This window comes from Phreatobacter sp. (assembly GCF_027532945.1).
GTDB lineage: Bacteria > Pseudomonadota > Alphaproteobacteria > Rhizobiales > Phreatobacteraceae > Phreatobacter.
On sequence record NZ_JAPZTZ010000018.1, the window covers coordinates 50,908 to 63,320 of the forward strand.

A 12,413-nucleotide genomic window follows, 5' to 3' on the forward strand; every position below is an offset into this window, starting at 1 on the left:
AGGCGGTCCTCACCGCCGCGTCAGGGTCCGTTCCACCGCGTCCTTCCAGCGTGCCAGCTTCACCCGCCGTGTCTCGCCATCCATGGCCGGCGTGAACCGCCGCTCCAGCGCCCAGCTCTTGGCAAAAACCTCCGGCTCCGGGCAGACGCCCTGCGACAGGCCCGCAAGATAGGCCGCGCCCAGCGCCGTTGTCTCCAGCACCTTCGGCCGGTCGACCGGCGCATCGAGGATGTCGGCGAGGCGCTGCATGGTCCAGTCGGAGGCAACCATGCCGCCATCGACGCGCAGCACCGTGCCGGCGCCTCCCGCTCCCGGCCAGTCGGCCATCATCGCGCCGAGCAGGTCAGCGGTCTGGAAGCAGACGCTTTCCAGCGCGGCGCGCGCCATCTCCTTCGGCCCCGTGCCGCGGGTGAGCCCGAAGATGGCGCCGCGGCAATCGGCGTCCCAATAGGGCGCACCGAGACCGACGAAGGCCGGCACGAGAATGACCTCCTGGTTCGGATCCGAGGCGGCGGCGAGCGCGCCGGTCTCACCTGCCAGCTTGACGATGCCGAGCCCGTCGCGGAGCCACTGCACTGCCGCGCCCGCCACGAAGATCGAGCCCTCGAGCGCATAGGTCCGTTTGCCTCCGAGCTGGTAGGCGATGGTGGTGAGCAGCTTGTTGCGCGAGGCAACGGCCTCGCTGCCGGTATTGAGCAGGGCGAAGCACCCCGTTCCATAGGTCGATTTCATCATGCCCGGCTGGAAGCAGGCCTGGCCCACGGTTGCCGCCTGCTGGTCGCCGGCCATGCCGCCGATGGCAATGGCCCCGCCGAAGATCTCCGGGGCGGTCGTGCCAAAGGCGCAGGCGCTGTCGCGCACCTCCGGCAGGATCGCCATGGGCACGCGGAGCAGCCGGCAAAGCTCCGCGTCCCACACGCCGCGATGGATGTCGAACAGCATGGTGCGCGAGGCATTGGTGGCATCCGTCGCATGGACCTTGCCGCCCGTCAGCCGCCACAGCAGGAAGGCGTCGATCGTGCCGAAGGCGAGTTCCCCCCCTTCGGCGCGAGCGCGGGCGCCGGGCACCTCATCGAGGATCCAGGCGAGCTTGGTCCCGGAGAAATAGGGATCGATGACCAGGCCCGTGCGGGCCTGGACCAGGGCCTCGTGGCCCTCCTCGCGCAGGCGGGCGCAGGTGGCCGAGGTCCGCCGGTCTTGCCAGACGATCGCCCGGTGGATCGGCTTTCCGGTGGCGCGCTCCCAGACGACGACCGTCTCGCGCTGGTTGGTGATGCCAATGCCCGCGACCTCTGCGGCCCCACGGCCCGCCTTGGCCAGCGCCTCGCGCACGGTCGCGACCACGCCGGACCAGATGTCCTCGGGGTCGTGCTCCACCCAGCCAGAGGCGGGAAAGTGCTGCGGGAACTCCTGCTGCGCCACCGCCAGCACGGTCATGTCCGGCGAGAAGACGATGGCGCGGGACGAGGTCGTGCCCTGGTCGATCGCCACGATCACCGTCTTGTGTCCAGTCCCGGCCATGCGCGTTATCCCCATGCAATGCGCGGCGGCGGCGCCGCTCTTTGCCCCCATCATGGCATCGCCCGCCCTTGCGGCGGAAGGCAAAAGGCGTCAGACGGGGGCCTTGACGCGGAGCGCGCGGGGAAGGGCATGACGGAGCGGGAATTCGACCTCTTTGTGGTCGGCGGCGGCATCAATGGCGCGGGTATCGCGCGCGATGCGGCGGGGCGCGGCGCCTCTGTCATGCTCGTCGAGCAGGACGACCTCGCCAGCGCCACGTCGTCCTGGTCGACCAAGCTCATCCATGGCGGCCTGCGCTATCTCGAGCATTACGAGTTCCGCCTCGTGCGCGAGGCGCTGATCGAGCGTGAGGTGCTCTGGGGCATTGCGCCCCACATCATCCGCCCGCTGCGTTTCGTCCTGCCGCACCATGAGGGCCTGCGTCCCGCCTGGATGCTCCGCCTCGGCCTCTTCCTCTATGACCATCTCGGCGGCCGCAAGCGCCTCTGGCCGACCAAGACCCTCGACCTCACCACCGACGTGACGGGCCAGCCTCTGAAAGCCGGCTACGGAAAAGCCTTCGAATATTCGGACTGCCGCGTCGACGATGCCCGCCTCGTGGTGCTGAACGCCCGTGATGCTGCCGCGCGCGGCGCCTTGATCCGCACCCGCACCCGCGCCGTCGCCGCCGAGCGGGACGGGGCTCGCTGGCGCGTCACCGTGGAGGACGTGCGCACCGGCGCGCGCGAAACCGTCCTGGCAAAGGCGCTGGTCAATGCCGCCGGTCCCTGGGTCGAGAGCTTCCTCACCGGTGCCGCGAAGACCAAACCGCCGGCCCGCGTGCGCCTCGTCCAGGGTTCGCACATCGTGGTCCGCAAGCTCTACGACCACGACCGCGCCTATATCTTCCAGAACGCCGACAACCGCATCATTTTCGCCATTCCCTATGAGCGCGAGTTCACGCTGATCGGCACGACCGACCAGGACTACCAGGGCGATCCCGGCGCGGTGCGGATCACGCCGGCGGAGATCGACTATCTCTGCTCCGCCGCGAGCGAATATTTCCGCGCCCCCATCGCGCCGGCCGACGTCGTCTGGACCTATTCGGGCGTGCGCCCGCTCTATGACGACGGCGCCTCCGCCGCACAGGAGGCAACGCGCGACTACGTGCTGCACAAGGATGGCGGCGGGGCAGAGCCGCCGCTGCTCTCGGTCTTCGGCGGCAAGATCACCACCTATCGCCGGCTCGCCATCAGCGCGCTGGCCGAGCTCACCCCGGACCTTCCGGTGCTCGCGGGCAAGACAAGCTGGACCGCTACGGCACCACTTCCCGGAGGCGATTTCTCGCCGGAGGGACCGGTCTCGCTCGCCGAGAGCCTGTGGCGCAGCCACCCCTTCCTGACGCCGGACCTGGCGTCGCGGCTCGCCGCCTCCTATGGCACCCATGCCCGCCGCATCCTCGATGGCGCGACGACGATGGGCGATCTCGGCCGCGATTTCGGCGGTGGGCTGACCGAAGCTGAACTCTCCTGGCTGCGCCGCGAGGAATGGGCCGAGACGGCGGAGGACGTGCTCTGGCGCCGCTCCAAGCTCGGCCTGCACCTGACGGAGGCGGAGCGCGCCGCCGTCGCCGCCTATCTCGGCGCATGACGGAGCGGCCGCGCGTCGTCATCGCCGGCGCCGGCCCCGCCGGCCTCTTCGCTGCCGGCCGTCTCGCAGAGGCGGGTGCCGAGGTCACGATCTATGACCGCATGGCCTCGCCCGCCCGCAAGTTCCTGCTTGCGGGTCGCGGCGGCCTCAATCTCACCCACAGCGAGCCGCGCGAGGCCTTCCTCTCCCGCTATCCCGACCTGCCGGCGCAGGTGCGCGCGGCCATCGACGCCTTCCCGCCATCGGCGCTCCGGGCCTTTGCGGCCGATCTGGGCCAGCCGACCTTCGTCGGCTCATCGGGCCGGGTCTTCCCCGAGGCCTTCAAGGCCTCGCCGCTGCTGCGCGCCTGGCTCACGCGCCTTGCCAGCCTCGGCGTGACGCTGCGCAGCCAGCATCGCTTCGTCGGCTTCGCCGATGACGGGCGCCTGATCTTCGAAGGGCCGGACGGCCCGGTCGCGCCGGCCCACGACGTCGCCCTGCTGGCGCTCGGCGGGGCAAGCTGGCCGCGCATGGGCTCGGACGGCGCCTGGACCGGCATCCTGGCGGCACGGGGCATCCCCGTCCGGCCGCTCGTTGCCTCCAACACCGGCATCGACATCGCCTGGTCGGCCGGCTTCGCGGACCGTTTTGCCGGCACGCCGCTGAAGGCGATCACACTGTCGATCGGCGATACGCGTGTGCGCGGCGAGGCCATGGTCACCGCCACAGGGCTGGAGGGCGGCGCCATCTATGCGCTGTCCGCGGCCCTTCGCGCGGCCGTCGCCGCGGGGAAGGCCAGCCTCACCGTCGATCTCAAGCCAGACCTCGCCGCGCCCGAACTCGCATCGCGGCTGGCCCGGGGCCGGTCCGGCGATTCCCTGTCCAACGTCCTGAAGAAGCAGGGCGGGCTAGCCCCCGTCGCCGCCGCCATCCTGCGCGAGGGCCGGGGCGGGCCGCTGTCGCGTGATCCCGCGACGCTTGCCGCCGCCATCAAGGGTCTTGCCCTGCCGGTGGCGGCCATGCGGCCGCTGGAACGGGCGATCTCCTCCGCCGGCGGCATGGATCGCGCCGTCATCGGCGAGACCTTCGAGATCGCCGGTCATCCCGGCCTTTTCGCCGCCGGGGAGATGCTGGACTGGGATGCGCCGACCGGCGGCTACCTGCTTCAGGCGACCTTCGCCACGGCCGCAGCCGCGGCGCGCGGCATGGCGGCCCGGCTTGGCCTGGCAATGGCGGAGGCGCCGCCGCCGGCCTGGTAGGTCAGATGCAGGTGGTGCCCTGCTTGGGGGTGCGTGTCACCGTCTCGCCGATGCGCGGGCGGGTGTAGAGCCGGTCGGAGAGCAGCAGAGACCCGGAGATCAGGTAGGCGACTGTCGGTGTGTAGCTGTACTTGACCTCGGCGAGGACGAGGAAACCCGTCGTGCCGAGCGTCGGCTTCAGCTCGTTCGGAATGGTCATGACCTGGCCGCAGCTGTAGCGCGTGGCGTTGCGCGCATCGCTCCACACCGCGCGGGATACGCCAAGGATGTCGGTCTGGATTCCCGTCACCACCATCTGGGCGTTCGACACGTTGAACGGTGCGATCACATCCGCCGTGGCGTCAAGGATGTTGCTCATGTCGGCATCGGCGATGGTCGTCGCCTGCGAGGCGAGATCGGACAGGGCGCGGGCGGCGAGCGACACCTTGCGGTCGGCCTGAAGGCCCTGCGTCGTCTCGACGGTTGCGAGGAACAGCGTCACCATCAGCGGCAGGACAAGGGCGAACTCGACGGCTGAGACGCCGCGTTTGTCGCGGACAAGGCCCCGAGCTGCGCGAACCGGGCGAAGCGCCAGGACGATCAGGCGTCGTGCGAAGGCCATGCGATCCCCCCTCAGAACGGCTCGTTGCGGAAGGCGGCCGTCGCCATCAGCAGGCGCTTGCCGTTGGACAGGTCGCCGATGGTGAGGCCGAAGGTCGGCATGAGCACCGGCCATTCGTAGACGGCACGCACCACCACGATGTCGCCACCCGTGCCCTGGCTGTAGGTCATGCCGGAATAGTTCACCGCGCCGGAGGTGACCGGCTTCGAGGACGTCGCGGAGCCGAAGCTCGTATAGGTGCGCACGTCCACGGCGATGCCGGCGCAGTTCATCAGCGCGCTGGCCTTGGTGCAGATCTCGTTCTTGAAGGCCGCCTGGTCGAAGTTCCGCGTCTGGGCCTGGCCGGTCATGATGAGGCGCGAGGCGCTGGCGGTGGCCGTCTCCAGCACCTGGCTGGCGAAGAAGACCATGGCAAATTCAATGATGGCGAAGAGCAGGAAGAGGAAGGGCCCGGCGACAAGCGCGAATTCGACCGCCGCGACGCCCTCTTCGTTCTTGCGGAAGCGCGGCAGAATGGTGAGGCGGCGAACACGCGGGCGGGGCTTGGCCTCCTGCCGCGGCATCCCAGCTTCACCCGTTCCCGAACCCTCGACACAGCCGGACATGGCCAACTCCGTTCGCGCCGGGCGCAGACGCGCGGCCCCGCAATCACCTTTCTATGGGGAAACCCGTTGACGAACCCTTGCGGGAGCGGCGGCGATTTGCCCGATAAACGCGTCTAACGCGGTGCGGCCGTGCCCGCCGAGGCAGCGCCGTCGCGCGAGCGGGAATTGCCAAGTGCCGTCTCGAAGAAGGCCTTGGCGTCGCCCACCGCGATGGTGCGCTCGCAGGTCGGCGAGCAGGAATAGGTCTCGCGGTCGACGCCGCGATAGACCTGCACGACGGAATCATTCTGCGCGCGCACGCGTACCTGAAGCGTCATCAGCTGCTCGCCGCGCGCATCGAGGGCAATGAGATTGGTCGAGCCGACGCTCTTTCCCGTGAGCACCATGATGCCGCCGCGCTGGACCGTGGCATCGGCGATGAGCGGATTGCCGATGACGAGGGTCGATACGAGCGGGGGCAGGCGCATGACGCGCGCCTGGTCCATGGTGACGGTCATGCCCTGGGCCATGGCGGCGGCGAGGTCGGCCGGCGCGCCGGCGAGCTGCGTCTCGGCGGTGGCGGCCATCGGCGCGGCGATCAGGGTCATGGCGGCGAACGCTGCGGCGAGCCGCGGCGCGCGTGTCCAGCCCTGAAACCTGTGAGGCGTTGTCATCGAAGCTCTCGCACGGGGAGACGAACCTGTCTGCGTCGCACTCCACCAGAAAATGGTGAACGAATTGCCAATTCTCGCTTCGCTTCGCACGGCGCCTCCCGAACCGGCAATGAAGAAGGAGTCTCCGAGAATTCCGGAAAAGTTGTCGGACATCTCTCAACGAAATCAGAGAAGAATTGAATGACGCTGCGTAATTAGTCCGCAAGATGTCGTCGTTACGACAGGTGCGTCAACGGCGCGATGGAGTCCGCCGGTGATGCGGCGCGGGGCGCCGCTTCTTGCCAAATGACCAGGAGCTGTTGGATGAAGAGCCTCATTGCCCGCTTCGCCCAAGATCGATCGGGCGCCACTGCCATCGAATACGGTCTGATCGCCGCCGGCATCGCCGCCGTGGTTATCGGCGCCGTCTACAGCCTCGGCAGCAACATCACCGCGAAGTTCACGGCGATCGATGTCGCCATGAAGTGATCGGGGTCTATCTTCTGCTGTCTTCAGGGACCGGCCGGCGCGGGCGCGCGGCCGGTCCTGTCGTTTTTGGGACAAGCGATGACACTGTTGTCGGTCCGTCACGGAAGCCAGCCGCCTCCGGCAGAGGATAGTCGTGGCCACGGCCATCCCCCTCTTCCTCCGATCAGGTCGAGGTCGCGATGATCCCACCAGCTCTGCTTGGGGAAATTCCCGAATAACCCAACGGAAGGTCGGCAAAGAAGCCGCTTATCAATGAAAGAAAGAGATGCTTAATGCCGATGATCACGATATTAGCGCCAAAGAAACTACGTTTTACATGCCGAAAGGTGTATTTAACCACGTTCTAGACATGTGGGAAATCAGGCATTTCTCGACGTCGATTTAACGAACGGACAAGAGGTGCTTGCTAGGGTCCATCCAGTTCGAACGTGTCAAAACAAATTGGCCGGCGGACAGCGCCCGCAAGGCGCAACGTGGACACCAGGAGTCAATCCCATGAAGACCCTCTTCGCTCGCTTCGCCCGTGACAACTCGGGCGCCACCGCCATCGAGTACGGCCTGATCGCCGCCGGCATCGCCGCCGTCGTTATCACCGCCGTCTACAACCTCGGTTCGAAGGTCAACACCACCTTCACCAACATCAACACCGCCATGAAGTGATCGCGGACACCATCCGCGATCTCGGTGGCCCGCTCACAGCGGGCCACCAGCGTTTTCAGGGGAGCGGTCATGGCCATCGGCTCTGGACAGGAACCGACGGGCAGGCGCGCCGGGCGCACCAGCGCCGCGGGCCTCGCAACGGGCCTCGCATTGACCACCACCCTCCTGACCGAGGCGCGGCGTGACGCCCACCTCGTCGCCGTCGTCCTCCTGACGGCCATCGGCACAGCCCTCGTGGTGCTGGCGCATTCACTGTCCTGAAACCGGTCCCGGGCGATCATCTCCATCACTTCCGGAGGACGTCATGTTCGAGTTCGCCATCCTGCTCGTTTTCCCCGCGATGATGGCCTTCGCCGCGGCGAGCGACCTCTTCACCATGACCATCTCGAACCGGGTCTCGCTGATCCTGGTTGCCGGCTTCATGGTCCTCGCCATCGTCACCGGCATGAGCTGGCCGACCATCGGCATGCACGTGGCCGCCGGCTTCCTTGTTCTCTCCATCGGTTTCATCTGCTTCGCATTCGGCTGGATGGGTGGTGGCGACGCCAAGCTCGCCGCATCGACGGCGCTGTGGCTCGGCTGGTCGCAACTGCTCGACTACGCCATCTGGGCCTCGCTCTTCGGCGGCGTGCTGACCCTCGGACTGCTGGCGCTGCGCGGCGCGCCGCTGCATCCGCCCTTCCTCATGCGCGAGGGCTGGTACGCCCGGATCACCGACGAGAAGACCGGCATCCCCTACGGAATCGCGCTCGCCGCGGCCGGGCTCATCCTCTATCCTTCGAGCTTCTGGATGACCGGCGCGCTCCATTGAGGAGGCGATTTGCGATATTGACCTCTCGTTAAGTCAATTCGCTCATTCCCGATTAACCATAAGTTGACCTTTCCCTGATCGAATCCGGCAGGTGACGAGGCGAGTTGCGCCCCGTCCGCGTCGAGGGTCCGTGGGATGCGTCTGAAGCCTGCACAGATAGTCGTCATCGCCGTCGCGCTGGTCTCCGGCGGCGTCGCCATGCTGTTGATGCCCGACCGCCGCGGTCCCGAGCCCGTCGCCCAGCCCCAGGTGGCCGCTCCCGCGCCGCAGATCGCCACCGTCGAGGTTCTCGTCGCCGCCGCCGACCTGCCGCTCGGCAAGATCATCCTGCCCTCCGACGTCTCCTGGCGGCGCTGGCCCGAGGAGGCCGGCACCGGCAGCTTCGTCGTGCGTCGCACCGGCGAAACGGGCGAGAAGTCGCTCGACGAGGTGATCGGCTCCATCGTCCGCACCACCTTCGCCACCGGCGAGCCCATCCGCCCCGCCCGCATCGTCAAGGGCAACCGCGGCTTCATGTCGGCGATCCTGACCCCGGGCATGCGCGCCATTGCTGCCCCCATCGACGATCCCTCCCGCGGCGCCGGCGCCTTCATCCTGCCGAACGACCGCGTCGACGTGATCCTCGCCCGCCGCATCAACAACCAGGCGGCCCAGGCCGAGGGCATCACCCATTCGACCTCGACCGTGCTGCGCAACGTCCGCGTGCTCGCCGTCGACCAGACCGTCGAGGAGCGCGGTGGCGAGAAGACCATCGTCGGCCGCACCGCCACCCTCGAACTGACCCCGGCCCAGGCCGAGACCCTGGCCCTCGCCCGTGAACTCGGCACGCTGTCGCTGTCCCTGCGCAGCCTCGCCGATGCCTCCGCCTCCAACCTTGCCGGCGAAGGCGCCGGCAATGGCGAGGCGCTGTTCGGCAACGGCGAAGGCCACATCACCATCGTCCGCCACGGCGTGCGTTCCGCCGGCGGCGGGCAGGGACCGGAGTGAGGACCATGACGTTCCCGAAAACCAGGCTCCCGATGTCCAGCATGTGGCCCAAGGCGGGCATGATCCTCGTCGCCGCGCTCGTCGCCGTGGCGGCGCTGGCACCGCCTGTCGCCGCCCAGCAGAGCACGGCGGTGCGCCAGCAGCGGCCGCTGACCGCCGGCGCCAGCCCCATCACGCTGGGCGTCGGCAAGTCGCTCCCCGTGGAGCTGCCGCGTGACGCCCGCGACGTCATCGTCGCCAATCCGGCCATCGCCAATGCCGTCGTCCGCTCGGCGCGCCGCGCCTTCCTTATCGGCGTCGCCGTCGGCCAGACCAACGTCTTCTTCCTCGATGCCGAGGGCCGGCAGATCGCCGCCTACGACATCGAGGTCGGCCGCGACCTCGTCGGCCTGCGCCAGACGCTGCGCTCCGCCCTGCCGCATGGCGATATCGAGGTCCGCTCGGTCAATGACAGCGTCGTGGTCTCCGGCTCGGTCGCCACCCCGCTTGAGGCGCAGCAGGCCATCGACATCGCCACCAAGCTCGTCGGCGACGAGAAGAAGGTGGTCAACGCCATCGCCATCCGCGGCCGCGACCAGGTCCACCTGAAGGTCACCGTCTCCGAGGTGCAGCGCACCGCCATCAAGCAGCTCGGCGTCAACCTCGCGGCCTTCGACCCGACCTCGACCCTCACCGGCGCCTCGGGCAACCTCGGCAATGCCGGCGGCTTCGTCTATGGCCTCCTCACCTCCGGCAGCTACAACGCCACCGGCACCGCGCCCGCCAATTCGGGCGTCGTCGGCACCCGCGTCGGCAACAACGTCTTCACCTCGACCATCCGCGCCTTCGAGGAGCACGGTCTCGTGCGCACGCTCGCCGAGCCGACGCTGACGGCGATCTCCGGCGAACAGGCGAAGTTCCTCGCCGGTGGCGAGTTCCCGGTGCCGACCGGCCGCGACCTCACCGGCAATGTCACCATCGAGTTCAAGCCCTTCGGTATCGGCCTGGCCTTCACCCCGATTGTCCTGTCTGAGGGCCGAATCAGCCTGCGTGTCGGCGTCGAGGTGAGTGAGATCGACAACCAGCTCACCGTCCAGCTCTCCAACGTCACGGTCCGCGGCCTGCGTACCCGCCGCGCCGACACGACGATCGAGCTGCCCTCGGGCGGCACGATGGTCATGGCCGGCCTCCTCCAGGAGCAGACCCGCCAGAACATCTCCGGCACCCCCGGCCTCCTCAACGTGCCGGTGCTCGGCGCGCTGTTCCGCTCGCGCGACTACCAGCGCGGCCAGACCGAGCTCGTGGTCATGGTGACGCCCTACATCGTCCGCCCGGCCTCGGCCAACCAGCTCGCCCGTCCCGATGACAACCTGCGGGACGCCTCCGATCCTGCCGGCATCCTCATCGGCCGCCTCAACCGCATCTACGGCTCGGGCCAGCCGCCGGCCCATCGTGGTCGCTTCAACGGCCCCGTGGGGTTCAACCGTGACTGACCGGCCATCCATCCAGAAGGGTTCGCCCATGTCCCTCGCCACCGCCGCCCGGCTGACCCTGGTGGGCCTCGCCGTCGCCCTGGGAGGCTGCCAGTCCATGACGGCGCGCCAGGAGCCGCCGCCCTCGGACTATCGCGTCCGCCATCCGATCATCGTCTCGCCGCAGGGTGCCTATGTCGCCTCGCAGTGCGGTCAGTGGCCGGAGGATCTCGGTCCCGCCCCGGGCAATCCGAACATCGAGAACCGCCCGAACTGGAACCACGGCTGCGCAACCCAGCACAATCTGGCCGCCATCGTCGCCAATCCGAACGATCTGCTGCATCCGCGCGCCGAGACCCAGTCGGATGCGGCGCGCCGCCAGACGGCGATCGATCGCTACCGCCGCGCCGTGGCGCCCGGTCCGCACACCGTTCATACCCCGATGCAGCCGCTCACCGATATCAAGAGCGCGGTCAGGGGCGGAGGCTGAGCCCGTGCAAGACGACGTGACCCCGCATGCAGAGGCCGGCGACGAGCAGATCGCACCGGTGCCGCGCATCTCCCTCCAGGCCTTCTGCGAGACGGCCGAGCTCGCCTCGGTCATCGCCGATGCCGCCGAGGACCGGCGCATGGACAAGGCGCATGTGCGCGTGCAAATGGGCGGCGCCCCAGGCGCGGTGGAGGCTTATCGCTCGGCGCCGACGCCCAACGTCGTCATCCTCGAGACCACCGGCCGCAAGGGCGAGATTCTCGGCCATCTCGACGAGCTCGCCGAGGTCTGCGACGCGACCACCAAGGTGATCGTCGTCGGCCAGGTCAATGACATCCTGCTCTACCGCGAGCTGATGGCGCGCGGCGTCAGCGAATATCTCATCGGCCCGGTCGGCGTCATCGCCATCATCCGCGCGGTCTCCAGCCTCTACGCCGCCGAGGGCGCGAAGCCCGTCGGCCGCAGCATCGCGATCATCGGCGCCAAGGGCGGCGTCGGCGCCTCCACCATTGCCCACAACCTCGCCTGGGCCATATCGCGCGACATCGGCACCGACACCTGCATCGCCGACATGGACCTCGCCTTCGGCACCGGTGGCCTGGACTTCAACCAAGACCCGCCGCAGGGCATCGCCGACGCGATCTTCTCGCCTGACCGCGTCGATACCGCCTTCATCGACCGCCTGCTGTCGCGCTGCGCCGACAACCTGTCGCTGCTCGCTGCTCCCGCGACGCTCGACCGGGTCAGCGACCTCGGCCCCGAGGCCTTCGACCCGCTCCTCGACATCCTCAAGGCGACGATGCCCTCCATCGTGCTCGACCTGCCGCACACCTGGACCGGCTGGACCAAGCGCGCCCTTGTCACCGCCGACGAGATCCTGATTGTCGCAACCCCTGACCTTGCCAACCTGCGCAACGCCAAGAACCTGATGGACCTGCTGCGGGCGTCCCGTCCCAACGACACGCCGCCGCGCTACGTCCTCAACCAGATCGGCGTCGCCAAGCGGCCGGAGATCAAGCCGGCCGACTTCGCCAAGGCCCTTGAGGCCGAACCCATCGCGGTGATCCCCTTCGAGCCCCAGCTTTTCGGCACGGCCGCCAATAACGGCCAGATGATCGCCGAGATGGAGCCGGGCCATCGCATCGCCATGCAATTCACCGACCTGGCCCTCGCCGTGACCGGCCGTCACGACACCCGCAAGGCCAAGGCCGGCCTCTTGGGCCCGCTCTCGCCACTCCTGGAGAAGCTCGGCCAGCTTCGCAAGAAGGCCTGACGGTAAACCGAGGACGATCGAGGCAG

The 12,413-nt window shown here is 68.5% G+C and carries 14 protein-coding genes; 10 read left to right on the forward strand and 4 right to left on the reverse strand.

Annotated features, from left to right (window positions below; translation table 11 throughout):
- Positions 1–9: 9 nt before the first annotated feature.
- Positions 10–1,521 carry a glycerol kinase GlpK gene (gene glpK / locus O9344_RS14640; RefSeq protein ID WP_298478743.1) on the reverse strand — a complete coding sequence of 504 codons (1,512 nt, stop codon included), beginning with the start codon at positions 1,519–1,521 and terminating at the stop codon, positions 10–12.
- A gap of 129 nt (positions 1,522–1,650) precedes the next feature.
- On the opposite strand from glpK, the gene glpD reads away from it, so the two are divergent.
- Together glpD and O9344_RS14650 are read left to right on the forward strand one after the other, a co-directional pair.
- Positions 1,651–3,150 (forward strand): glycerol-3-phosphate dehydrogenase, encoded by a 1,500-nt coding sequence (glpD, locus tag O9344_RS14645; protein ID WP_298478746.1) that lies wholly within the window; start codon positions 1,651–1,653, stop codon positions 3,148–3,150.
- Positions 3,147–4,388, forward strand: a complete 1,242-nt coding sequence (locus O9344_RS14650; protein WP_298478749.1) for a TIGR03862 family flavoprotein — start codon at positions 3,147–3,149, stop codon at positions 4,386–4,388. The genes glpD and O9344_RS14650 overlap by 4 nt, the downstream gene beginning before the upstream one ends.
- 1 nt (position 4,389) lies before the next feature.
- On the opposite strand, the gene O9344_RS14655 is transcribed toward O9344_RS14650, so the two are convergent.
- The 3 genes from O9344_RS14655 to O9344_RS14665 all read right to left on the reverse strand — a co-directional run bounded on the left by O9344_RS14655 (position 4,390) and on the right by O9344_RS14665 (position 6,181).
- Entirely contained in the window at positions 4,390–4,989 is a 600-nt protein-coding gene (locus O9344_RS14655) for a TadE/TadG family type IV pilus assembly protein (protein WP_298478752.1), read from the reverse strand.
- 11 nt (positions 4,990–5,000) lie between these two features.
- Positions 5,001–5,594, reverse strand: a complete 594-nt coding sequence (locus O9344_RS14660) for a TadE/TadG family type IV pilus assembly protein (RefSeq protein ID WP_363321942.1) — start codon at positions 5,592–5,594, stop codon at positions 5,001–5,003.
- A gap of 113 nt (positions 5,595–5,707) precedes the next feature.
- Positions 5,708–6,181: a pilus assembly protein N-terminal domain-containing protein gene (locus O9344_RS14665; RefSeq protein ID WP_298478755.1), complete on the reverse strand. Its 474-nt coding sequence runs from the start codon at positions 6,179–6,181 to the stop codon at positions 5,708–5,710.
- 369 nt (positions 6,182–6,550) lie between these two features.
- Here O9344_RS14665 and O9344_RS14670 point away from each other — a divergent pair, with 369 nt between their 5' ends.
- The 8 genes from O9344_RS14670 (at position 6,551) to O9344_RS14705 (ending at position 12,387) form a co-directional block, all read left to right on the forward strand.
- Positions 6,551–6,715, forward strand: coding sequence for a Flp family type IVb pilin (locus O9344_RS14670; protein ID WP_273512101.1), 165 nt, complete (start codon positions 6,551–6,553; stop codon positions 6,713–6,715).
- A gap of 495 nt (positions 6,716–7,210) precedes the next feature.
- Positions 7,211–7,375 carry a Flp family type IVb pilin gene (locus O9344_RS14675; protein WP_108179216.1) on the forward strand — a complete coding sequence of 55 codons (165 nt, stop codon included), beginning with the start codon at positions 7,211–7,213 and terminating at the stop codon, positions 7,373–7,375.
- 69 nt (positions 7,376–7,444) lie between these two features.
- On the forward strand, positions 7,445–7,636 hold the full coding sequence (locus O9344_RS14680) for a hypothetical protein (RefSeq protein WP_298478766.1): 192 nt from the start codon (positions 7,445–7,447) through the stop codon (positions 7,634–7,636).
- A 43-nt stretch (positions 7,637–7,679) separates the two neighbouring features.
- A complete protein-coding gene (locus O9344_RS14685; protein WP_298478769.1) occupies positions 7,680–8,186 on the forward strand; it encodes a prepilin peptidase in 507 nt (168 codons plus the stop codon).
- A 135-nt stretch (positions 8,187–8,321) separates the two neighbouring features.
- The gene (gene cpaB, locus O9344_RS14690) at positions 8,322–9,173 is read left to right on the forward strand and encodes a Flp pilus assembly protein CpaB (protein WP_298478772.1); all 852 of its coding nucleotides are present in this window, start codon (positions 8,322–8,324) and stop codon (positions 9,171–9,173) included.
- Between the two features lie 32 nt (positions 9,174–9,205).
- The gene (locus tag O9344_RS14695; RefSeq protein ID WP_298478775.1) at positions 9,206–10,645 is read left to right on the forward strand and encodes a type II and III secretion system protein family protein; all 1,440 of its coding nucleotides are present in this window, start codon (positions 9,206–9,208) and stop codon (positions 10,643–10,645) included.
- Between the two features lie 28 nt (positions 10,646–10,673).
- Entirely contained in the window at positions 10,674–11,114 is a 441-nt protein-coding gene (locus O9344_RS14700) for a CpaD family pilus assembly lipoprotein (RefSeq protein WP_273512105.1), read from the forward strand.
- Positions 11,115–11,130: 16 nt separating this feature from the next.
- Positions 11,131–12,387: a CpaE family protein gene (locus tag O9344_RS14705; protein WP_298478778.1), complete on the forward strand. Its 1,257-nt coding sequence runs from the start codon at positions 11,131–11,133 to the stop codon at positions 12,385–12,387.
- Positions 12,388–12,413 lie beyond the last annotated feature (26 nt).

What these genes read in the sequence shown, in the direction of transcription:
- O9344_RS14695 (WP_298478775.1), top strand. Translation starts at nt 9,206, where the DNA reads ATGTCCAGCATGTGGCCCAAGGCGGGCATGATCCTCGTCGCCGCGCTC.
- O9344_RS14670 (WP_273512101.1), top strand. Translation starts at nt 6,551, where the DNA reads ATGAAGAGCCTCATTGCCCGCTTCGCCCAAGATCGATCGGGCGCCACT.
- O9344_RS14665 (WP_298478755.1), bottom strand. Translation starts at nt 6,181, where the DNA reads ATGACCCTGATCGCCGCGCCGATGGCCGCCACCGCCGAGACGCAGCTC.
- O9344_RS14655 (WP_298478752.1), bottom strand. Translation starts at nt 4,989, where the DNA reads ATGGCCTTCGCACGACGCCTGATCGTCCTGGCGCTTCGCCCGGTTCGC.
- O9344_RS14685 (WP_298478769.1), top strand. Translation starts at nt 7,680, where the DNA reads ATGTTCGAGTTCGCCATCCTGCTCGTTTTCCCCGCGATGATGGCCTTC.
- O9344_RS14675 (WP_108179216.1), top strand. Translation starts at nt 7,211, where the DNA reads ATGAAGACCCTCTTCGCTCGCTTCGCCCGTGACAACTCGGGCGCCACC.
- O9344_RS14650 (WP_298478749.1), top strand. Translation starts at nt 3,147, where the DNA reads ATGACGGAGCGGCCGCGCGTCGTCATCGCCGGCGCCGGCCCCGCCGGC.
- glpK (WP_298478743.1), bottom strand. Translation starts at nt 1,521, where the DNA reads ATGGCCGGGACTGGACACAAGACGGTGATCGTGGCGATCGACCAGGGC.
- cpaB (WP_298478772.1), top strand. Translation starts at nt 8,322, where the DNA reads ATGCGTCTGAAGCCTGCACAGATAGTCGTCATCGCCGTCGCGCTGGTC.
- O9344_RS14680 (WP_298478766.1), top strand. Translation starts at nt 7,445, where the DNA reads ATGGCCATCGGCTCTGGACAGGAACCGACGGGCAGGCGCGCCGGGCGC.
- O9344_RS14700 (WP_273512105.1), top strand. Translation starts at nt 10,674, where the DNA reads ATGTCCCTCGCCACCGCCGCCCGGCTGACCCTGGTGGGCCTCGCCGTC.
- glpD (WP_298478746.1), top strand. Translation starts at nt 1,651, where the DNA reads ATGACGGAGCGGGAATTCGACCTCTTTGTGGTCGGCGGCGGCATCAAT.
- O9344_RS14660 (WP_363321942.1), bottom strand. Translation starts at nt 5,594, where the DNA reads ATGTCCGGCTGTGTCGAGGGTTCGGGAACGGGTGAAGCTGGGATGCCG.